Here is a 23,892-nt window from a genome sequence, read left to right on the forward strand (position 1 = left end):
AGATTCGTATAAGCTTCCTATAAGCTCTCTATAAGCTAACCCCACCCTTCTCATAGCCCTTTTTCATCAAAAAGTCTCTTAGCCTCCTTCTGAAAACCTTCGTTTCCTTCCGAAAATCCTAACCAGCCTGATTTGTCCTACAAGTTATACCTGTCAACCCCCCTTTTTATCACTACCCATTTTCTAATTTTCTCATTTCCTAATCTGCTAATTCACACCACAAAGTTATAAAATATTTGTCAATACAGCAATATGCTCTCTCTCTTTTCTCTCTAAGTCAGTTTTTCCCTTTATTTATTCTTCGTTCAAACCTTAACTTACTTTTTACTGACATACCCAGCTGTGAACCCTCGCAGGCTTTACCTTTTACCTTAATTCATTCTCACCACCGCTTCTTTCAGTCCGTTACTTGTAGCGCGTAGTTGTACCTTTCCGCCTTTTTCACCTGAGCGGATAATCACTTGGCATTTGCCATTGAAAAGTTTGCGCTCTACACGCTCTCCTTCGGCAAAAGTATCTTTCTCGTGCGAGCTGGGGTCGCCGTTCCCTACTCCTATAATGCGAGCATCTCCTGTAAGCTGAAACTGTATAAGGGCATCGGCATTGGGTACTTCACGTCCTTTTTTATCTACTACACTCACGTTCACTACTACGGCATCTTGCTTACCGGCTTTCAGTTGTGTTTTATGAGGAGAAAGCACAATCGCAAAAGGTTTCTCGGTAGTAGTTATTTCGGAGATAATCCGCTTCCCATTCTTAGTGCCTACCGCTTTCAGCGTACCTTTTTCGTAGGGTACTTCCCAATATAAGTGTCCAAAAGCAGGTGTTTTTTGTTTGCCGAGTGTCTTTCCGTTCAAGAAAAGTTCCACTTCTTCGGTATTGCTATATACCCACACTTTTACCACAGTGTTTTGGGGCAGGTTCAGATTCCAATGAGGGGCTATGTGTAATACAGGCGATTCACTCCAATGGGCTTTGTAGTAGTAATACACGTTCTTAGGGAAACCACACACGTCCATTACCCCAAAATGCGAACTGATATTAGGCCACGCAAAGGGGGTAGGCTCTCCGCGATAGTCGAAGCCCGTCCATACGAAACCTCCCATAAAACGAGGGTCGTTAGCAGTCGTGCTGTACCATTGCTGTGCTTGTGATGCCCAACTGGGGTAACTCTTGTCTTGGTCGAGCAGGTAAGCGCGTAGGGTATCGGCTACAAAATGACCACTGTACCCCCCGGCTTTGTCGAGCACTATTTCCGGCAGATACACCCCTCGAGTACCCACGGTGCTGGCTACTTCGGTACCGATGATAGGTTGATTGGGGTGCGCTTTCTCATAATCGGTAAGCCCATAGAGGTTGTAATTGAAGCCTCGTACGGGTATGGCAACACTCACGCCTTCATTTTCATTACCTACGTTGGCGCCATAAGTGCTCACGCGTGAAGGGTCTAAATGCTGTTGTAAACTCACCAACGTACGAGCGATGCGCTCTCCAGTTTCGGTACTTTGTATTTTTTCTTCTTCATTCCCGATACACCACATAAAGACGCTAGCGTGATTGCGGTCGCGCCTGATAAGGTCTTCAAATTGTTGACGGTATTCTCGCCCGCTGTTTAAGAGTCGGGTTTCGTCCATTACTAATAAACCCAAACTGTCGCAGGCTTGTAGCACGGCAGGGCTATGAGGGTGATGAGCAGTGCGGTAAGCATTGGCACCCATTGCTTTGAGTAACCCGATACGATAATACTGCAATTCGTCTAATAGTGCAGTACCTACGCCGGCGTGGTCTTGATGTACGCACACGCCTTTTATTTTCATTTTTTTGTCGTTGAGGTAAAAGCCGTCGGGTTGATAACTAAAAGTGCGCACCCCAAAGCGGGTGTGAATAAGGTCGGTGGTCTTTCCGTTGGAAATGATTTTCGTTGTTAAGGTGTACAGAAAGGGGTGCTCAGTGTCCCAAAGCTGTGCATTAGGAATGTTAAGGTTACTCTTTACAGTTACTTTTTCGTTAGGGGCAAAAGTAGTATTTGCAGATTTGTGAGTAGCTATTACTTTCTTTTCACGGTTAAGAATAGCCCATTCCACCTGAAAAGTTTGTGAGCTTGTCTCTCGGTTATGCACAGTAGCTTCGGCGTACATTTCGGCTTGTTTGCCAATGCTTTTGGTATAGATGAAAACCTCTTCGGGGGAAGAGTGAACAGAGTTGTAAGAGTTTAGCCACACGTGCCGATAGATACCTGCCCCTTCGTAAAACCAACCTTCGTTTTGGGTAGCGTCTACTCTTATGGTAATCACGTTTGGTTTGCCAAAATACACCAAATCCGTAATATCGTACTTTATTCCTGTATACCCGCTGAGGTGATGCCCTACATAAATGCCATTTACCCAACACCTACTGTCTCTAAAAATACCGTCGAATTGCAGTTCGATGCGTTTGCTCGCTTCGGATTTGCTGAGGTCAAAGGTTTTTCTATACCAACCGATACTATGCTCGGGGAAGGTACTGCCTAAGGCTTTATATCCGTGTGACCAATCACCTTTTTCACTGAAAGGGAGAGTTACTGCCCAATCGTGAGGGAGGTCTACGGTTTGCCACGCGCTATCGTCGTAGTCTATGCTCGAAAAGTTAATGCCTTTGGAAAGTGTTTTTGAGAAGTCGTTATATACACGGTAATACAAATCTTTAGTAGGGTCGGTAGCGTGCCCTAAGCTGAATTTCCAACCGTTATCTAACAATATATGCTCCCTAATGGCTTGCCCATAGATGGGGTGAGCAAGCCATAGGAGCATACCGATGAGAAAGGGAAGAAACTTGTATGGATATCTCATTTACTTTTTAGGTACATATTTGTATACCTTTACCCAATCTACTTGTAGTTTGAGTTGTTTGGTAAAAGGTTTGTTAATGTCTTTTTCAGTTTGAAAGCATAAATGGTGAGGTGCTTTAGCCATTGCTATAGGGTCTTTAAGAGTCCATTCAAGTTTACCGTCGATGTAAATCTTTATGTACTCAGGAGCCCATTCCATTGCTACAATATGCCAATCGGTTTTGCTGTAGTTGCGGAAGCTCTGTTGATACTGTTGGTCTTTACCAGATACTGCATAATGGATATAGGTATTCCAAGCGTTGTCCTCGTGATTTGTTTCATAGATGTCGTTTTCGCCATCGTCAGGCCATTTTTCACTTTCAGGCCAAGTAAGTCCTAAACCGCTGGAAGACTTATGAGGGTCTTCGTCCATACGTATTCTGAACTCAAACTTACCGTATTTGTAGTTCTTTTTATGAGCTATTCCACCTGTTATAAACATTCCTTCGCGTTTATAATCTTTGTCGATAAGGCAATTCAAGAAGCCGTCTTTCACTTCTATGGCATAGGTACGGCGCGTATTCTCAGGTTTGAGTTTACCTTCTTTTTCGAGGTATTCATTGTCATACACAGCCCAATTATCTGTGTTTAAGGCATTGCCATCGAAGTTGTCTTGGAAGTCTAACACCCATTCAGTAGGGGTTTCAGGCATAGGGTTGTCTTCAATAGGAGCGTCTCCTCCCGATTTGTTACAGGCTGTAAGCCCGCACAATAACATTGTAATAAAACTAAAGGTTGTTGCGTTTTTCATATGTTTTTTATTTGTCTATTTAATATATTCATTTAAGGCGCTTTTTTGATAAAGATATCTGAAAAAGTTAAGTCTTCGTAATTGTTATCCCAGCTACCTATCTTTATCACAAAGTATAATTTACCTGTTTTAGTAGCTGTATAGGTCTTTTCACCTGAAGCTAATTCCGACATCAGTCCGCTTTTAGGCGTTTTGATTTCTCCCGATAGGTCAAACACCTTACCGTCGTTGAAGTCTTTGCCTTCTTCAGGTTCCCACTGACTTATATACACTTGTATCCAGCCCCACGCTTTGCCTTTGGCAGTGAGTGTCATATCGTAAGTATAAGTTTCTCCTCCGCTTACTTCAATAGGCTGATAAATTACGTGGTTGAACATCTTTCCTTCGGTGCCCGAAGTGTAATGAATATTACCGTCGGTAATGGTGATATCAGCTTTTTCTGAAAGACCTCCATTGATGCCTTGCAATAGTATTTTCCAAGCGTCTTTTTTGATGCTAGTCTCTACCGGAGGTTTAGGAGGCTTAGGACTATTATCTTTCTTGAATACGATATCAGAGAGGGCTAAATCCTCGAAATTATTATCCCAGCTACCTATCTTTATTACAAAGTAGAGTGTGCCGGTTTTACCAGCGGTATAGGTCTTTTGGTCTTGGATAGCTGAAAGTTCGGCAAATGAACCACTCATAGGAGAGGTGATGTTGTTTTGGAGCTCTAATACCTTGCCATCGCCGAAGTCTTTGCCTTCTTCGGGTTCGTGTTCACTCACATACGCTTGTATCCAACCCCACGCTTTTCCTTTGATTTCCACGTGCATATCGTAAGTGTAAGTCTGTCCTTTTTCTACGTTTACCGGTTGATAAATCACGTGGTTGAACTTGCCACCCACTTTACCAGATGAGTATTGGATATTACCATCTACGATATTAATCTTAGCATCGGCTGTAATTTTTCCGTCTATACTTTGTTTTAGAATCTTCCAAGCGTCTTTTTTGAGCATATTTTCCACAGGAGGCTTAGGAGGTTCAGGTGGAGTAGGCAAAAACTTCGCCCCGTCAATCACTACAATAGTAGTTGCTTTGTTTTGGAGGATTCTCTCATTGCCATAAATGCTTACTGCCAAAGCGATGCGATTCTTGTAGTAATCGGAGTGGTCGGTAAGGAGCTTTTGCACATCTACGTCCAAGTAAAACGATTCTTCACTTTTACCAGATGCAACGCTTACGCTTTCAGGCAATGTGTAAGAGCCTTCGGGTAGTACTACAGCCGGTTTTTTCTCCTCGTTTTTGTACTTTTCTACATAAGCATTAGTAGCTTGTGCGTCAACTTTTACTTTTACAGCAAAGCCATCGGTAGAGAGACCAGAGTTCTTCACGCCGAGCACTATTTTCAATTTCTTGGTAGTCTCGTCGAAAGTGTAGTTTTCGGAGTTTCCGCCGAAAGGCACATTGTATTCATTACCTCCGTTGTTCAAGGAGGCTTGTGGCATATAGATATTGTTTATACCAGGGTCTTCAAATACATCGTCTTTTTTACAAGCGATGAAGGCTACGAATAGGAGTAGCAATAATGTAATGTTTTTTGTTTTCATATATAAGAGATTGTCCTCACCCCCTCCTTCTCCCCCTCCCCCAAGGGAAGGGGAGGGAATCCGCAAAAGCGGTGAGGTTTGTTATTCAATTATTTTATCAAATTGATGTATTTCGTCATTCGTCACTTGTCACTACCAACCTGGGTTTTGTTTTACAATTCCGTTAGATTTATTAATTTCGCTGTGAGGAATAGGGTAGGAGTACATCTTTTCGGTAAAAGTGCGCTTTTCTACTTCTTTTACTTGATAGCTAAAATGATTGCCGTTTTTAGTAGCTTGCACTCCAGTAAGTGGCTCATTGAGCACGGTAGTAGCGTCTTTCCAACGGCGCAAATCCCAATAGCGGTGTTCTTCAAAGGCGAGTTCTATACGGCGTTCGTGTTTTACTTTTTCTCTGAACTCCTCTTTTGATGCTGTAGTAATCGCAGGCATTTCCACACCCGTTCTGCCTCTCACCAAATTGATAGCCTCTTTAGCAGTGAGTGCATAACCGTTGTTAGCATCGGGTCCGTAGGCTTCGTTCATCGCCTCGGCATAGTTGAGGTAAATTTCAGCCAAGCGGAAGACTATCCAAGAGCGGAGTCTTTTCTCGTCTTGTACTAAATCGAGGTTGTCGTTCAAAAACTTTTTGAGGTAGTAGCCCGTGCGTGAAGCGTTTTTGGCGTTGTAGTTGTCAGCGCCACCTGCGTATATTTCTATTGTACGTCCATTCCACTGACTGTTGTTGGTTACTATCGTATAACCGAGTCGAGGGTCGCGATTGGCGTATATATCATTAGGGTCGGGGGTGCCTTTGTACTCATAAGCACTTACCAAATTATGTGAAGGCGTGATGCCACTATTACCTCCTGCACTGCCAATAGGGTAGTTTTTCCTTTCTAAATCATTGGTGGCACTTTGGCGAATAGCAAAAATGGTTTCAGAGCTTTTCGCGCTTCTGTCACCAAGGAACAAATCGCGGTAACTATTATCAAGGCTGTAGAGATTTAAGCTGATAAGCTCATTAGCCGCACTGGCAGCTGCTTTCCACTTGTTTACATCGTTAGTGGGGTTGTACAACGGACTCGCCGCATAAAGCAACACTCTGGATTTGAGGGCTAAGGCAGCACCTTTGGTAATACGCCCATCTAAGCCAATATCAAAATCTCTTCCCCAATTGGTAATCAAGCTATCTTTGGAAGCATCGATTTCACTCACGATATAGTTCACTACCTCGTCCACTGTGTTGCGAGGCAAAAGCGTGTTACTATCGGCGGAAAGCGTTGTTTTTACAAGAGGCACCCCTCCGTAGCGTTTCAGTAGTTCGAAATAGAAATAAGCACGCAACACGCGGTTTTCAAAGCGCAAAGCCCTTATGCTCTTCACATCGCGATTGTAGTTGTTGATGTCGTTTTGAGTGATAAGGTTGCGGTTCTGCTTTAAGAAAGAAGCATAGTTAGGGAATTTTTCCAAGAAATAAGTAGCCGCTTGTATGCCTTCGTAGTTGTAAGCATACGTATTATCGGGGTTGTTGGTGCTATTCCAGCTTCCTTCGTTAAAAACTTGAGTGTTTGAAGGCGAAAGCGTATATTCAGCCTCGTCGCTCACTGCCGCAAACAGATTGCCATCGATGGCATCAAAGCGGTTTTGCAAACGTGTATAGGCAGCATAACCAAAGTCGTACAACACTTGGTAATTGGTTTTTATCTGCTCGTCGGTATCGTAAATATCTTCTTTGGTGTCTAACACATTACACCCGATGAGTGTACTCATCAGCGCAATGCAGCTCACTGCAAAGATTGTTCTGCTCGGTTTATTACTCTTTAACATAGCGATATATTTTCGGTAGTTCATTTGTTTAAAACTTTAAAGACACACCCATAGTAACCGATTTGAGGGCAGGGTAACCCGATAACACTTCGGGGTCTAAGTCATAATCGGTAAGCAGTGATGAGAAAGTAAACGGATTGGCAGCATTTACGTAAATGCGCAATTTGCTAACGCCTATCTCGTCGAGCATTCGTTTAGGAACGCTGTAACCTAACTCTATATAGCGTACTCTTAGGTAATTAGCTTTCTTTATCCACAAGGTGGAAGGCTGGGTGTTATTGTTGTTGCTCAATAACGACAAACGTGGGTACTGGGCGCTGCTACGGGTATCGATGCCTTGTGCAGGATAGTAAGCCCAGCGGTTTTTGGCGATAGCATACACATTGCCGTTGTTCTCGAAAGCAACCGTTTTTTGGCGCGCATCGTCTAATAAATTCACCTCTCTGCCTTGTACTCCTTGCACGAGCACGCCAAGGTCAAATCCTTCATAACCGAGGTTGAGCGTACCAGCATAAGTGAGTGTAGGGAGGTAGCTTTTGCCTATTTCGGTTTTATCGGCAGGGTCTATACGGTTGTCACCATTTAAGTCGCGGTATTTCACATCACCAGGGGCAACGTTTCCAAAGGAAGGTTTAGGGAGTGAAGGTAGCAGGTTGCCATTGCTGTCAAAATCGTTTATATCGTAAAAGCCAGCAGCTTCATAGCCAAAGCGCGTGCCAATAGGTCTGCCTGTTTGAGCTGAACTCTCACTACTAGCATCGTACTCAGCCATATAGTCTATTTTGTTTTTAGCATACGAAGCATTAGCGCCTATACTATAAGTGAGTTTTCCTGCTGCATTGCTGTAAAGTGTACTCACTTCAAAACCTCGGTTAGTTACCTTTCCTATATTTTTATAGGGAGGGGTAGCCCCAAAGACACTTGAAATACTGTAATCAGGGGTGATAATACCTTCGTGTTTGTTAAGGAAAGCATCTATCATCACGTCCCATTTGTTAAAGAATTTAGCTTCCACGCCTATGTTGTACTTATAGGCTTTTTCGGCAAATATACGCTCATTAGGTACGTATTTTAGTCCGATAGCACTATGCCACGACGGGTCGTCGTTTCCTGTGGCAAAACCGCCTCCTCCGTAAGAACCGTAATAGCGTTCGTATAAGTAGCGACCTTCGTTGTACACATCATTACCAGTACTACCTACTGAAGCGCGCAATTTCAACCGATTGATATTGGCATTCGCCGAAGGGTGTTGCTCATTGAAAACCTGATAAGCTGCTGAAAGGGCGTGATAAAAACCAAAGCGATTACCTTTCTTGTAGTTATCCGAGCCACCGAAAGCAAAACCAAATTCTGCTGATACGCGTTCGTTCCAATCGTAGAACACACGTCCGCCGATGTTCTGATAGGCGTAGTTGTTGTTCAAACCCGCTTTTCCGTTGAGATTGTCGTCTATATTATAAACGTATTGAAGGTAGTTTACTACTGTTTGGAAAGTGTTTTGTCCAAACTCACGGGCATAACCTGCACCCAACAGAAACTGCAAACGGTTCCATTGGTTGGTACCCCAGTCGTCGTTTACTTTGTAGTTGCTATCGCGATGGGTGGTTTGTGCTACCCCATTAAACATACGAGTGTAATCTCTGCTTACAATGCGTGTGCCTCGTGTCCACGAACTGAGCGATACGCCTTGTTGTATGTATAAACCAGGGGTGATGAAGTCTAATTTCTCTTTTAGGTTGAAATTAGCCCCTAAAGTGCGGTCGTGTAGGGTTTTGATACCTAAGGCTCGGATAGAAGCGTAAGGGTTATCGGGGTGGATGGCTGTACCAGGGAACGACCCATTGGAGTTTTGCGCCGGATAAATGATATTAGGATAGCTCGCCAAGTTTTGCCAGAGCTTATACTCGTTGTAATTAGGCGATTTACGGTCTTCTATACGTCCGTTGATATTTACATTTCCTTCAAATATTTTGAGCATACTGAAGTCTAAATTTGCCTTTACGAGATATTGGTCGAACCTTCCGCTGGAATGCGAATCGTCGTTCTTAGAGGCGTACAAACCACTGTTGCCGGCGTGCCCTAATAGCACAAAATACTTAGTAGTAGCTGAGCCTCCGCGTATGCTCACATCTTGCCTATCAAACAAAGCCGACTTTTTGAGCACTTTGTCGTACCAATCGGTGTTGTATTTCACATCGTTAGGAATATTGTAAAAGCTCGTCCAAGCACCTGCATCGTTACTGTAAGCCTCGTTGTATAGCTGAGCATACTCGGTAGCCGATAGCGGTTTGCTCAGTACCGTAGGCATTTGTACGCCTGTTTGGAAATCTACCCCTACCACAGGCTTGCCTTCTGTACCGCGTTTGGTGGTAATCCACACGATGCCGTGCGCTCCTTTCATACCAAATGGTGCTAAGGCAGCCGCATCTTTCAAAACCGTAATCGACTCGATTTCGGAAGGCGATAGCAGTATAAAATCACTTTGGTAACCATCGATAAAATAGGTAACCGAAGGGTAGTTGTAAGAACCCAACCCGCGGATATTTAGGCTGGCATTGTCCATTCCTCCGCCTTGCAATACAGTGAGTCCAGGTAGCAACCCAAACAAACTGTTGGTAAAGTTAGTTGTGGGCATTTTCAAGAGTTGTTCTCCTTTTACTGATGAGGTAGAAAGCGTAGACAATTCTTCGGGTACGTTCAGAGGGCTTTGTGCCTGCACAGCACCTGCCCAAAGCATACAGCCCACAAGGCTACAAAATAATATGTTATGTTTATATTTCATTTCAGTTGTTTTTATTACACGTGAGTTTAGGATATTTTTTTTGCTTCCCACGAATCTCACGAATTGTATTCAGTATAAAAATCCTTTATATTGTATAATCTCACGAATTTTCACCTTATGGTGAATTTCTTTTATTTATATCAATAACCAGGGTTTTGTATCAAGTAGCCTTTGTTCACTTCCGATTGAGGGAAAGGCTCTAAGTACTGACTGTTGTCCCAATACCCTGTATAGACAGGCTTCACAGCATAAGAAGCGTAATCCCACGCATTCCACCCCTCCGATTTTCCTGGGGCGTATTCAAAAACTACTCCTTTCTTTTCCCCTCCAATGATACCATTGGCAATATCGGTGAGTTTCCAGTGTTTTACATCAAAGTAACGGTGATTTTCTTCGTAGAACTCTACCGCCCACTCTCTTTGTATGAGTTTGCGCAAAGCCTCTTGTCCTGTTTCAGTAACATTTGGTAGCCCTGCACGCGAGCGAATAACGTTTAGGTTTTGCAAAGCCTGAGCAGGATTGCCTGCTTCGTTATAGGCTTCGGCGAGATTCAAATAGAACTCAGCCAAACGGTACAAAGGGAATTCAAACCAATCGCGGGTATCAGCCATATAGAAGAATTTTACACGGCGTCCTGCGCCTTCACTGCCTGCTCTCTTTTCCCAAGTAGACGCATTTGCCAAACTCTCACTTGACCAATAATGCGAACTCGGGTTGTTCCACGCTTGTTGTCCTGCAATCGCTGCTGAGGCTTTAAAGCGGGCTTCTAACTCATTGCACTTGTTCACATAAGTAGCGTAGCTTTCCCAGTTTTCACCCGTCCACGTTTGGTCAGTTCCATCAGTTTTGTAGTATTGGGTAAGTTGCAAGTAACTCATAGAATTTGCTCCTCCTGGTTGGCTGTGAGGGTTGTAAGCCTCTATAAAGTTTTGTGATTTAAAGGCGAGGAGCACTTCTCGGTTGTTAGGGGTTGCTACCGCTGTACCGTAATCGGCTAAGGGGTTGCCCGTATTGATGATTTGATAACCATTGGCAGTTGCCCAGCGTATCACTTGCTCATTAGCCTCTATGGCTTGTTGCCATAACGAAGCATCGTGTGAGCCAAAGCAAATTAGGTTGTTATTGCCACCCAAACTCATATAAGGCGTATTGCTATTGAACAGCGGACGCGCGGCGTACATCAATGCTTCGGCTTTGATACACATTGGTATACCTTTGGTTACACGTCCTTTTTCCGAAGCGTTGTAGCTATCGGGCAGGTCGGGAATAGCTTTGTTGCAAAGGGCAATAATGTGGTCTAAGGTAACGCGCAAAGTAGCGCGAGGAATATTCAGGTCGGAATCTACTGAAAGTGTACCCTCTATAATAGGAACCCCGCCATAACGTTTGAACATCTCCTCATATCGGTAGGCGATGAGAGTATACATTTCGGCTTTGATACCTTTCTTTTGTACCTCAGTAAGATCGGGGACTTTATCGATGTTCTCAATCACCAAATAGCACTGACGGATAGATTGGTAGTTGAACACAAAACCATCGGAACTCAATGCTTTGCCATCGGAGTCGCTGGCTACCATTCCAGAACGTTGAATTTTATAGGTGTCTTCCCAACTGAATTTCACATCGTTCACTTCTCCCGATAGGTGAGAGAGCGTTCCCGCTTTCAGTCCGCTAATGCGCCCATTGTCGTAACGCAACGTAATACCTGATTGCAGGCTCATCGCATAGGCTTGGGCAATAGCCGAGAGAGATTTCTGTTTGCTCGAAAAGATAGAATCGACATTCACATCGCTTCCTAAACTCTTTTCGAGGAAGTGGTCTTCTAACTTACAAGAAAATACTTGTGAGAAAAAGACAAGGATTAAGGTGGTATAAATGAGCTTTTTCATTGGTTGTATTTTTTAAAATTGAACGTTGAGCCCTACGCTATAAGTGCGGGTCATAGGGTAGAGATATCCAGAGGCAGCGCCGTTAGAATCTTGTTGTTCGGGGTCGTAACCATCGTGCATTTTAGACCACGTATAGAGGTTGTTACCGCTCACCGATAGTTTCACCGATGAGATACCTGCTTTATCCAACCACATTTTCTTTTGCAAGAGATAACTTACTTCTATGTTTTTCAGCTTGATATGGTCGGTAGAGAGCAACCAGAAGTCGCTAAACAATCCGTTGATATTATCACCGGTGCGCATAGAAGCCCGTGGGAAAGTAGGGGTAATGCCGTTTTGAGCTTTCTCAGGAGTCCAACGTCCGTCATACTGATGTTGGAAAGCAGCCCCTGTACCCATATAGAAAGGGTTGCGCGTATAGAAATCCAAAGGCATAGAACCTTGAGCCGTACCGGTGAACAACACCGATATTTCAAATCCTTTGTAACCTACGTTGAGGTTTGCCCCAAAAGTATAGCGAGGGAAGTTTGCATAACCAATAGGCACGCGGTCTTTCTCGTCGATAACGCCATCGCCATTCACATCTACATAACGGAGGTCACCAGGTTGCACTTTATTGCCATCAAAACGCGAATAAGGGCGTTGCATTACCTCTTGCCAAGTGTTGTAGAAACCATTGGTGAGATAACCTCTATACTGCCCGATAGAATAGCCCGTTTCATTCATCCAAGGGTGAGGGTTGTTAGGCTCATCGCGGTAGTCTATTTTGTTTTTGGCATAGGATACATTCCCCCCAATGCCATAAGTGAAATCGCCTATCTTGTCGCCCCAGTGCACTTGTATTTCGTAACCTTTATTGGTTACCTTACCTATATTGCTCGCAGGAAGGTCAGAACCTACAATACCAGGCACTGTACCTCTGTTCCACAAGATGTTGTCGCGTTTTTCTTGGAATACATCGGTATTGATAGTAAGCCTATCTTTAAACATATTCAGGTCGATACCCGCATTGCTTTTTTTGGCGCGTTCCCAAGTAACATTGGGGTTCCCTACACGAGTTTCCCAAGCACCGGTATAGAAAGGGTCTTTGGTAGTACCATCACTACTACCGAAATAGTAACCTCCTGCACCATAACCATCGTTGCGATAGCCTTCATAGCCATAGCCCCAAGTACTAGGCAAGTATAGAAAACGGCGACCACCTACTTGGTCATTCCCTACTTCGCCATAAGAACCTCTGAGCTTTAAGTAAGTAACAATATTGTTTTTAGGGAAGAACTTTTCGTTCGTAACTACCCAACCCAATGAGAAGGCAGGGAAGAACCCGAAGCGTTTGCCAGGAGCGAAATTTTCGGTACCATTATACCCCATATTACCTTCAATAAGGTAACGGCGATCGTAATCGTAAGTAACCCTACCTGCGAGCCCCATAATACTAGCAGGTACGTTAAACTCAAAACCAGGGTCATACGTTTTTTGTCCGTTAGCCAAAAGTAAGGCAGTGATATTGTGTTTTCCGAAAGAGCGGTCGTAGTTAGTAGCTACTTCAAAATAGAGGCGACGCCACTTGCTTGATTTAAAGCGGTCGGTAAGGGTAGTGTGTTTGAGTCTGCCGCCAAAGAAGAGTAGTTCAGCAGGGTTTTTAGGGTTGCGAGTTACGCTATACGAAGGGATAGAGCGTTCTCTTTTCACACCTTTTCTATACAAATCGTTGTAAGAAAAAGTACCCGAAATAGAAAGACCCTGAGTGATATAATCGAGTTTGTGTTTCAGTTTTAAGTTTAGGTTCAAGTCGGTTTGATAGGTAGTAAGGTAAGGTCGCCAGAGCAAGCTAGACAACACCGAATAACCTGTACCTCCTTTACCTACTAAAGGATTTACACCATCTACATATCCATCGATTAAACGCCCATCTACAATACCAGGACCTGCAAAAGGCGTATTCGCCAAGATATGCACTAACATCGACTTTTTGCGGGCTGTTTCGCTGTTTACATCGCCGTCTTGCTCACTACCTAAAATGCCTCCTACCTTTGAAGATACAGCAGCGAGGTCGAGTGTGAGGTTGGTGCGGTCGGTAAGTTCAAAATCGAAGTTAGAGCGGAAGTTGTAACGCTGGTATTTAGAGTTTACATCGGCGTTGTGGTAGTTAGTTTCTTTGAAAGTACCTCCTTGATAGAAATACCCCAAAGAAGTAAAGTAACGCGTTTTCTCACTTCCCCCTGATACGTTTAGGTTGAATTGCGTTTGAGGAGATACCCCGCCAAAAGCCTCTTTGAAATAGTTATGACTGGTGTAATACAGCGCAGGGCTATTTAGCAGGGCTTGTTTTTGTTCAGGAGTGAGGTTCATCGCTTCCACCTCTTGAGGCGTATAGTCGCGATTGTTCTTGAACTTCCACAACTCGTTGTGAAAACCACTTTCACTGAACAGCTTATCGAAGTTACTTGGGTCGTTGTCATTGCGAATAGCTTCGTTGCGGAAACGCGCATAATCATAAGAACTGAGCAGGTCTAACTGAGTAGCCAGCTGACTCATACCAAAGTTATAAGTAAGACTCACCTTAGGAGCGCCAGAGCGACCTCTTTTGGTAGTTACTACTACCACCCCGTTAGCACCTTTCACACCATAGACAGCTGTTGCCGAAGCGTCTTTCAGTAAGTTAATACTTTCAATTTCGTAAGGGTCCATCGCATTTACGGCATTCATAGAGCTTTGGATACCATCTACTACCACCAAAGGTTCTTGGCTACTTGCATTGAAGGTACTCACCCCACGAATACGAATGGTAGTAGCGTTCCTACCAGGCTCACCACTGGACTGAGTGGAAGTAATCCCTGGCATACGCCCAACTAGCGCATTGGAGACGTTGGCAACTGCATTTTCTACGAGTTTATTTCCTTTGACAGAAGAAATAGCACCTGTTACCGTTTCCTTCTTTTGGGTACCATACCCTACCACCACCACTTCTTTTAGTTCGGTGGTTTCGGGCAAGAGCTTTACGGTGATGCTGTTGCGGTTTTGCACCTGTACTTTGGTACTCTTATATCCCATAAAGGATATTTCTAAGGTAGCATTTTCGTTCTTCAAGCTGAGTTGGAAGTTACCGTCGAAATCGGAGGTTACGCCGTTTTTAGTACCTGCTTCCAATACGGTAGCACCCATCAGAGGCATATTGTCTTCATCAACTACTTTCCCTTTTACTGTTTGGGCAAACAGGGATTGTGCTCCTACGCATAGTCCGAACAGCCAAGCGAGCATCAGTAGTCTGGTTTTGTATGAATGTAATCTATCCATAATTTTGGAATTTTAGTTATATGGAAAATGTCTTATTTCGTTGGGGCAAAGGTAGGGTGTTATAGTTAAAGGGTTGTTATCATTTCTTTTCGTTTATTTATCAAATTCTATCTACTGTAAGAAATATTAAAGTAAAGGAAATGTTTAGGTATTTGTTATATTGTGTTTATCAAAGGTTTATAACAAAATACTTTTTTCTTTAACAAGTGCAATATTACATATTTTAAAATAAATGAACAAATAGTGGGTCTTTAGTGGCTCTACAGTGGGTCTACAGTGGGTCTACAGTGGGTCTACAATGGAGACTAACCGAAGATTAATTGAATACTAAATGAACACTGATTGAGTTTAGAATGTTACTAAAACCAATCGAGGGTGAGAAAAAATTAGCAAATTAGAAAATGAGAGAATTAGAAAATTAACAGATTAGTAAACGGAGACGGAGAAAATTGAAGAGGTTCGGAAGAGGTAATTCAGGCAAAAGATAAGAATAAAGTGGGTGGGGTTAGCTGATAGGAAGCTGTATAAAGAAGAGAGATTTTTTTTGTTATGATACAAAAATGCAACTTAAAGAGCTGGTGTAACCCATAACAACTGACTTCGACAATTGGTTTATAATCGGAATCAGCTAAAAACCTTAGGTGTGAGTGAAAATGGAAAGTTAAGAGGGGTAAAAGCAGAATTTAACTAGTCGGGAAGTTTGAAGAGAAACAATCCGCGTTTAAATCTTAAAGAAAAGAGGGCTAATGGAAGTTTATTAGTTAGCCCTCTAATATTATTGTATTCCTCCTATTCTTACTAAACTACCCAGTACTACCATTACTACCCCTATAAGAGTAACACAGATAATATGCACCGCCATTTCAGACAACTTGTTGAGCTGACCTTTGCGCAGTTTGGGCAAAACGCGCGTTTGTGCCGAAATAGCAAAACAAATAGAGGTGAGCAAGCAAGTGAGTTTCAGCGATACCACGCGCTCAATAGGAGTAGCGAATGAAAACCAAGAACTGAAACCAGCGTTGTAGTCGTAAGCCATCAAAATACCTGTGATAACTAATACGGCAAGTGAGGGCATTCCGATAGGCTCGTAAGTCTTCTCGAAATTGCCTATATAGCTGAAATCTTTGCGTTTAAGAGCTTTTGGCAAATAGCCGATAGCCAATACTAAGTGTCCGCCTACCCAAATAGTGGCAGCAATGAGGTGCAGAATGAGAATGAGGTGATGTGTGTACATAGTTAGGGGTCAGGGGTTACTTGTTATTAAAGGTGTTCATTGTGATATTAAGCCCTGCTAAGCCAAAAGAAAGGACGGCTTCGGCACATTTTTCTAAGCGTTCGGGGAGGAGGGTTTGCTCTTCGGGAGTCCACTCACCGAGTACATAGTCTATTTGCTTGCCCGATTCAAAATTACTGCTAATACCAAAACGCAAACGTGCATATTGTTGGGTGTTCAGTTGGGCTTGTATATCTTTAAGTCCGTTGTGACCTCCGTCGCTACCTTTGCCTTTGATTCGGATAGTGCCAAACGGGATATTTAGGTCATCGCAAATGACCAAGAGGTTTTCCAAAGGAATGTTCTCTTTTTCCATCCAGTAGCGCACTGCTTTACCGCTGAGGTTCATATACGTGGAGGGTTTCAACAATATAAAGGTACGCCCTTTCACTTTAATTTCGGCGAGGTCACCAAGCTTCTGAGTCGTAAAAGAAGCATTATGGTCTTTCACCAATGTGTCGGCTACAAGGAATCCTATATTATGACGAGTGTTGGCGTATTCAGCCCCTATATTGCCGAGGCAGGCGATTAAATATTTCTTCATAGTGCAAAGGTAATAATAATTTGTAAATTAGCTGATTTGTGAATTATAAAATTACAATTCACCTCCTACGCCTTTGTACTTTTCTACAAAAGCAGCTATTTTGCGAAAGACAGTTTGTTTTTTGGTTCGATATTGTGGATTTAACGGACTCATTTTAGGCAAAATGCTATTGAGGTCAGTGCCATTTTCGCTGGCGTATTCACGTTTTAGAGATAGCTGTATATATCGTTTAGCAGCTTCTTCGTTTAGGTTTTCTTCTGCGATTAGCTCGGCAGCTTCAGCTTTTTGTCTCTCTTGAGCATAAGTGAAGAACGCTGCTATGATAGTCGGTTTGTCGTCAATAGTATCTAAATTAGTTTCGTTGATAAAATCTACTATAAGGCTTTCCTTGGCACGGTTACCTATGCTGGCACGGATAATGCGACGCACTTCCTCTACTAAAGCCTCTTTGTTTTTGTTCTTTTTGTGGTGTTCTAAGATGAGTTCGAGGATATAATCGAGGTCTATTTCTTGAGATTTGAGCAAATCTACTTCAAAAACCACCTCTTCCCAGTCAATTAACTGTTTTTCTTGCTCTTTGTTCTCGCGTTCCTTGCTCACCCAATCACGTATATCGTTATAAGTAGATTTATAATCTTGCACTAATCGGTCTTTGAGTACCTCTAATTGTACCATAGAAGCGACTTGTTCTTCGGTTAGGAAATGCTCCTCGGCAAAGGCTTTTAACGCTTCAGGGTCGTTTTTATCAATCGTTTGTAGCGCTTTGAGATGGGCAAATTCATCATAGTTTTGCAAGATGTTTTCCACCTGCAAATATTCACCAAAAAGCTTTACAAAGGCTTTCTTATCGGCTGTAGTGTGAATTTCATCGGGGTCGGGGAATTGTTCTTTTAGTTCTTTTACAATTTCGTTATAGCCTCGGCAAGCTTTACCAGTAATGATATCAGTAAAGCCCTCAAGATACTCTTGGTAGCTTTTTTCGAGGATTACATTCTTGGTGCTCTTATCGCCGAAAAGGGTAATAGCATCGATGGTAGCTTTTTCTAAATCGCGGAAAGTAACGATATTACCAAAGCTCTTAGTGCTGTTGTAGATGCGATTAGTGCGAGAATAAGCCTGCAAAAGTCCGTGATAGCGCAAGTTTTTGTCTACAAACAACGTATTGAGCATAGGGGCATCAAAACCTGTGAGGAACATACCCACTACTATCATCAGGTCGACTTCTTGATTTTTCACACGGTTACTCAAATCGCGATAGTAGTTTTCAAACGATTTGCTTTCTAATGAAAAACTTGTTTTAAACATCGCATTATAGTCGGTAATGACTTTTTCCAAAAACTCTTTGGCACTGACGTCCATAGCGGAAGGTTCGAAAGTTTCGTCGGTAATGTCGCCTATAGCATTTTGTTCTTCATTGGCAGTATAAGAAAAGATAGTCGCTATCTTAAGCGGTCGGTCGCTATCTTTTTGCAAGGCGTTGAGCTCTTGGTAGTAGCATTTGGCAGCCTCTACACTACTAACGGCAAACATCGCATTGAAGCCCTTATTACTGCCCTCATTCCTGTGGGTTTTGAGGCGGAAATTGCGCAAAATGTACGTAGATATTTCCCTAATACGTTCGGGGTGTAGCAAGAGGCGTTTGTTTTCGGCAGCACTGAGTTTAGCTTCATCTTGCTCGGTTTCTATACCCTTAAATTGTGGACGTACATCGTTGTAATCTACTTTGAATTTCAGTACTTTTTCATCGCGAATGGCATCGGTAATTACGTAGGCGTGCAGTTCGCGACCAAACACGCTGGCAGTAGTTTCGCTTCCCAAGGCATTGTCGGGGAAAATAGGGGTGCCTGTAAAACCAAATTGGTAGTACTTTTTGAACTTCTTTTTAAGGTTCTTTTGCGCTTCACCAAATTGTGAACGGTGTGCCTCATCGAAGATGAAGACAACTTGCTGGTCGTATACCGGCAAATGCTCTTCACTCCTCATCAGGTTGTTGAGTTTCTGGATAGTAGTAACAATAATTTTATGGTCGTTCTTAGTTAAATTCTGTTTGAGTCCAGCAGTACTACCTGAGCCATTTACACTGTCGGGCGAAAATCGTTGGTACTCCTTCATCGTTTGATAGTCCAAATCTTTGCGGTCTACCACAAAGAACACTTTATCGATAAAATCGAGCTGGGTAGCCAATTGGGCAGCCTTAAAGCTAGTGAGTGTTTTGCCCGAACCTGTAGTGTGCCATATATAACCACCTCCCTCAAGAGAGCTCCAGTGCTTAGCCTGATAGGCACTTTTTATCTTCCAGAGCAGTCGCTCGGTAGCGGCTATTTGGTAGGGGCGCATCACTAATAGTGTGTCGCTTACATCAAGCACGGAATAGGTGAGTAGCACTTGTAATAAAGTGTTTTTCTGGAAGAAAGTAGCGGTAAAATCCTTAAGGTCTTTGATGAGCGTATTATCGGCTTTTGCCCAATTCATCGTAAAGTCGAAACTGTTTTTATTACGCTTTACGGTATTAGCAAAATAGCGGGTATCGGTACCGTTGGAAATGACAAAGAGTTGTAGGTATTTGTACAGAGAACTCTCGCTGTTGAAACTCTCTTTGCTATAGCGATGCACTTGGTTGAACGCCTCACGGATAGCCACCCCTCGTTTTTTGAGTTCGATTTGCACTAAGGGCAACCCATTCACTAAAATCGTTACATCATAACGATTGGCGTGAGAGCCTTTCTGTTCGAACTGGTTGATGACCTGTACCTTATTGCGAATGATATTTTTCTTATCTACCAAATAGATATTTTGTATATGCCCATCGTCGAACACAAAGTCGTAGATATAATCGCGGTGCAGTTTGCGCGATTTTTCTACCAAGTTATCGCTGGGGGCATCTAAATATTCCTCTACAAAGCGTGCCCATTCGGCATCGGTAAAGATTACGCTGTTGAGGTTTTGTAGCTGTGTGCGCACATTATTCAAGAGTGCTGCGGGGGTAGTAAGCTGTGGCAGGTATTCATAGCCTTGTTCTACCAAATCCTCTATAAATTCGCGTTCTAAAGCATTCTCGCTTTGGTAAGTAGCGGGTGCTTCACTCACTTTAGAGAGCTTAGTATAATTGTCTAAAACGATGTAGTTTTGTGTTTCGGCGATAGTGTTGTAGGTCATAATATGATTATAATTTATTTTATCTTATCTGTAAGGGCAAAGTCAGCGAGCTGGCGCAGCTGAGTATGTGAGGCAATTCGCCTTCAAACAACAATCCTTCCTCAATATTTAGGATCAATTACCATTGACCCCTACGAGGGGAACGACAATAATTTCTCCCTATAATACTCGTATTGTTTTCTGCGTAGGGCTATTTCTTTAGGCAGCCCCTCGCTGATAGAATTGACCAAAGTATCGAACTTATCGAGAATGTTGGCGATACGTTGTTGCTCTTCTAATGGGGGGAGAGGAATAGTATATTTAGGCAAACTTCCCGCTTGTAGTCGGGTTACTTTTGCACCAATAGCATTCTTCCTTTTATAGTTTAAAAAATTATCCATTCTCAATAGATGTCCTATGTAATGAGGATTTTGGTCTGTTTTAAAAATAAAGGTATCACCACTTACGCAAATATCCTCTTCTCCTTCCCAAACAACACATTTACAAACATCTTCTATATTCTCACTTACTCCTGCAATAATCAAATCATTATGAGAGGCTTTTCTTAAGCTTTTAGCCAAGTCTTCTGTTACGTACGAAATAGTTTCAGAGGCTTTTATGCCATAATAAGTATAGATTTGCCCGTAATGAATACAGCCTATACCTGTTTCTACAAAATCTTTCTTCTGTAATCCATTGCCCCGTATAAAAGTGCCTACTTCTCCCAGCGTTTTCCAAACTATCTCAGTACCCCCCCCTATCTCATTGAAAGTCAACAACTTATTGCGATAGTATTCATACTGCCGCTTGCGGCAGTCCAGCTCCGCCTCCAGCTCCGCCTCCAGCTCCGCCTCCAGCTGGGTGAACTTGTCCAAAATACGAACAATCTCTTGCTGAACAGAAAGAGGAGGAAGAGGGATAACAAAACGAGCTACATCTTTTGCATATACATGAGGCACACCTCCTCCTGACTTTAAATCATGTATCTTTTCTTGGATACTTAATAAAAAGTGATATATAAAGCGAGGTAAGACTTGCTTTTCATCTGCTTTAACTGAAAAGGCATCTCCTACAAAAATAGGCTCATTCCAATACATTACAAAACCTGCATAAGCTCCCGAACCAGCAACTGTGATTGTTTCTCCGTCTCGATTGAATTGATCAATATAGTATGCTGGTTGTTGTCCCCCAGAAATAACAGGATATATTCCTTCATTTGAGGTTTTCTTAGTTATAGTAGTACCTCTCTTCAATTCCGCTACCTCTCCCAGCGGTTTCCATACCACTTCAGCGCCTTGTAGGAGGCGGGCTATATAAGGGAATATTTTTGGTTCTTGTGTCATTGTTATTTGTGTTTTGTTTTCAATAGCTTAGCTGTGTTTTTCTCCAATGCTTTTAAACTCTCTAAATAGGATTGTTCTATAGGCGATAGTGTGCGGGCTTCATAAGCTCGGTATTCTTGTATTGCTTTCTGCTCCGCCTGTTCGTGGCTAATAGTCCCTGCTCCTTTCAATACTCCTTTGCCGTAATTGGCTGAAAATTTATCTAATTCATCTACCCAATCTTGCATATACATGGGGCTTTGTGTTTGTGCTTTAAGCTCTGCTAAATCAAAAAAGGCAGAAACAAGACGGTTTAAGCGGAATAGTTCTTCTTCTGTAAGATAATTCTTTGCTATTTTAGCCTCGTTTAGGGTAGGCAAAGCTCCTTTAAAAGTCGTAAGCCCCATAAAATCCTTAGTACTATCTGCTCTGCTATAGATCAGTTCAGCCGATGTTTGCTCGCTACAGGCATAATGCAGTTTGTTTTGTACTATTTTAAAAAAAGTAAGGGTTATTTCACTTTTAGGGTTGTAATCCCTACTGGTAGCATACAAATCGAGCACTTGACGGTATAGCGCCTTTTCACTTGAGCGGATATCACGTATTCTATTGAGAAGCTCTTTCCAGTAATTTCCTCCTCCATTGCCTTTTAGTCGTTCATCATCCATTGTAAAACCTTTTACAATGTATTCTTTTAACCTCTCAGTAGCCCATTGTCTAAAGCGTGTTCCTTGTACAGAACGAACACGATAACCCACAGAAATAACCACCTCTAAATTGTAATATTTTACTTCTCTTTCTTGAGTTTTTCCTTCTATAGCACCGTGTTGAGTGGTATGTCGGAAATTCCGACATACCACTTTTTCATCCAATTCTCCTTCCTCAAAAATATGAGAGATATGCTCTGTTATAGTGGTGCGTCCCTTTCCAAACAATGTGGCCATCTGTTCTTGTGTGAGCCAAACAGTCTCCCCCTCTACCCTTACATCTATTTGTACAGCACCATCTTCACGCTGATAAAGTATGATTTCTTCTTTTTGCGCTTCCATATTTATCAATTAGTTTTCTATTTCTCTAATAATCTCCTCTATATCCGCCCTCAGCTCATTAATCCGCACTACGGTTTGCGCTACTTCGGCGTTGAGTTGCTGAATATCTATCACCTCACGGGTGTCCTTCGCTTCTACATACGAACTAACGGATAGATTGTAGTCATTTTCGGCTATCTGCTGGTTGTCTACCTGCACAGCGGTGTAAGGTACTGCCTCTTTGTCAGCAAAAATGCTAACAATACGCGCTATATGGTCATCAGTAAGTACGTTGTTATTAGTTTCTTTCTTAAAAAAGTCCTCACCACTGGCATCTATAAATTGGGTTCGGGTATCGGGTTTGTGTTTGGAAAGCACCAATATATTCACGGCAATGCTGGTGCCGTAGAAGAGGTTGGGCGGTAGGGCGATAACGGTTTCTACATAGTTGTTATCGATGAGGTATTTGCGTATTTTCTGCTCGGCGCCTCCGCGGTAAAAGATACCGGGGAAGCAGACAATAGCGGCACGCCCTTTAGCCGAAAGGTAGCTGAGGGAATGCAATACAAAGGCAAAGTCGGCTTTAGATTTTGGGGCTAATACACCTGCTGGTGCAAAACGGTCGTCGTTGATAAGGGTAGGGTCGTCGCTACCTATCCAGTTCACCGAATAAGGAGGATTGGAAACGATGGCATCAAAAGGTTTTTCATCACCAAAACAAGGGTTGATAAGCGTATCGCCTAAGGCAATATTGAATTTATCGTAGTTGATATTGTGCAAGAACATATTCATACGCGCCAAGTTGTAGGTAGTATGATTGATTTCTTGCCCAAAAAAGCCTTCTTCTATCTGGTAGTCATCGAAGTGTTTTTTAGCTTGTAGTAGCAGAGAGCCCGACCCACAAGCAGGGTCGTAAATCTTATTTACTGAAGTTTGTCCTAACAATGCCAACTGCGCAATGAGTTTTGATACATTCTGAGGGGTAAAGAACTCCCCGCCCGATTTGCCTGCATTGGCAGCATAGTTAGAGATGAGGAACTCATAAGCATCGCCAAAGAGGTCGATTTGGTGGTTTTCGAAATCGCCAAAACTAAGTCCTGCCACTCCGTTAATCACAGCCGCAAGTCGTTTGTTTTTTTCCTCAACGGTATTGCCAAGGCGGTTGGAGGTAGTATCGAAGTCGGCAAACAGTCCTTTGATGTCAGTCTCAGAGGGGTAGCCATTGGCAGAGCTTTCGATAGCTGAGAAGATAGTGGCTAAATCGGTATTGAGATTGGAATTGCTATTCGCATTTTTGGCTATATTCGTAAACAGCTGACTGGGATAGATGAAGTAGCCTTTGGTTTTGGTAGCATCGTCTTTTATTTCGGGAGAAATTTCTTCATCACGCATCTGGGCATAATGCACACTCTCGTCGCCTGCTTCAATGTAGTTCGTGAAATTCTCACTGATAAAGCGGTAAAAGAGGGTTCCTAACACAAACTGTTTAAAGTCCCACCCATCTACTGCTCCGCGTACTTCGTTGGCTATTTTCCAAATTGTGGCTTGTATTTCTTCTCTTTGCTTGATACTTGTCATTATATTACCTATTTTCATAGGTGCAAAGG

13 protein-coding genes are annotated in these 23,892 nt (G+C 42.8%); all 13 read right to left on the reverse strand.

All coding sequences use genetic code 11. The features are described from left to right. Window positions 1-371 precede the first annotated feature (371 nt). The 13 genes from galA to HW278_RS06995 all read right to left on the reverse strand — a co-directional run bounded on the left by galA (window position 372) and on the right by HW278_RS06995 (window position 23,863). Window positions 372-2,828 (reverse strand): beta-galactosidase GalA, encoded by a 2,457-nt coding sequence (gene galA / locus HW278_RS06935; RefSeq protein WP_178977368.1) that lies wholly within the window; start codon window positions 2,826-2,828, stop codon window positions 372-374. Beyond that, window positions 2,829-3,617, reverse strand: coding sequence for a glycoside hydrolase family 16 protein (locus HW278_RS06940; protein WP_009411015.1), 789 nt, complete (start codon window positions 3,615-3,617; stop codon window positions 2,829-2,831). It abuts the gene before it with no gap. Window positions 3,618-3,649: 32 nt separating this feature from the next. Continuing rightward, window positions 3,650-5,206 (reverse strand): DUF1735 domain-containing protein, encoded by a 1,557-nt coding sequence (locus HW278_RS06945; protein WP_048745718.1) that lies wholly within the window; start codon window positions 5,204-5,206, stop codon window positions 3,650-3,652. 132 nt (window positions 5,207-5,338) lie between these two features. Further along, the gene (locus HW278_RS06950) at window positions 5,339-7,039 is read right to left on the reverse strand and encodes a RagB/SusD family nutrient uptake outer membrane protein (RefSeq protein WP_048745697.1); all 1,701 of its coding nucleotides are present in this window, start codon (window positions 7,037-7,039) and stop codon (window positions 5,339-5,341) included. Window positions 7,040-7,043: 4 nt separating this feature from the next. Next, a complete protein-coding gene (locus HW278_RS06955) occupies window positions 7,044-9,797 on the reverse strand; it encodes a SusC/RagA family TonB-linked outer membrane protein (RefSeq protein ID WP_048745699.1) in 2,754 nt (917 codons plus the stop codon). A 140-nt stretch (window positions 9,798-9,937) separates the two neighbouring features. After that, window positions 9,938-11,686 carry a RagB/SusD family nutrient uptake outer membrane protein gene (locus HW278_RS06960; RefSeq protein ID WP_178977369.1) on the reverse strand — a complete coding sequence of 583 codons (1,749 nt, stop codon included), beginning with the start codon at window positions 11,684-11,686 and terminating at the stop codon, window positions 9,938-9,940. Window positions 11,687-11,698: 12 nt separating this feature from the next. Next, window positions 11,699-14,983 carry a SusC/RagA family TonB-linked outer membrane protein gene (locus tag HW278_RS06965; RefSeq protein ID WP_178977370.1) on the reverse strand — a complete coding sequence of 1,095 codons (3,285 nt, stop codon included), beginning with the start codon at window positions 14,981-14,983 and terminating at the stop codon, window positions 11,699-11,701. A 775-nt stretch (window positions 14,984-15,758) separates the two neighbouring features. Beyond that, entirely contained in the window at window positions 15,759-16,217 is a 459-nt protein-coding gene (locus HW278_RS06970) for a CopD family protein (protein ID WP_178977371.1), read from the reverse strand. Between the two features lie 16 nt (window positions 16,218-16,233). Further along, a complete protein-coding gene (pth, locus tag HW278_RS06975; protein ID WP_016478424.1) occupies window positions 16,234-16,800 on the reverse strand; it encodes an aminoacyl-tRNA hydrolase in 567 nt (188 codons plus the stop codon). Between the two features lie 51 nt (window positions 16,801-16,851). After that, window positions 16,852-19,956 (reverse strand): type I restriction endonuclease subunit R, encoded by a 3,105-nt coding sequence (locus tag HW278_RS06980; protein WP_178977372.1) that lies wholly within the window; start codon window positions 19,954-19,956, stop codon window positions 16,852-16,854. Window positions 19,957-20,087: 131 nt separating this feature from the next. Then, window positions 20,088-21,278, reverse strand: a complete 1,191-nt coding sequence (locus HW278_RS06985) for a restriction endonuclease subunit S (protein ID WP_178977373.1) — start codon at window positions 21,276-21,278, stop codon at window positions 20,088-20,090. A 2-nt stretch (window positions 21,279-21,280) separates the two neighbouring features. After that, a complete protein-coding gene (locus HW278_RS06990) occupies window positions 21,281-22,306 on the reverse strand; it encodes a virulence RhuM family protein (protein WP_178977374.1) in 1,026 nt (341 codons plus the stop codon). Window positions 22,307-22,315: 9 nt separating this feature from the next. After that, on the reverse strand, window positions 22,316-23,863 hold the full coding sequence (locus HW278_RS06995) for a type I restriction-modification system subunit M (RefSeq protein WP_178977375.1): 1,548 nt from the start codon (window positions 23,861-23,863) through the stop codon (window positions 22,316-22,318). Window positions 23,864-23,892: the final 29 nt, after the last annotated feature.

The organism is Capnocytophaga sp. oral taxon 902, assembly GCF_013394735.1.
Classification (GTDB): Bacteria; Bacteroidota; Bacteroidia; order Flavobacteriales; family Flavobacteriaceae; genus Capnocytophaga; species Capnocytophaga ochracea.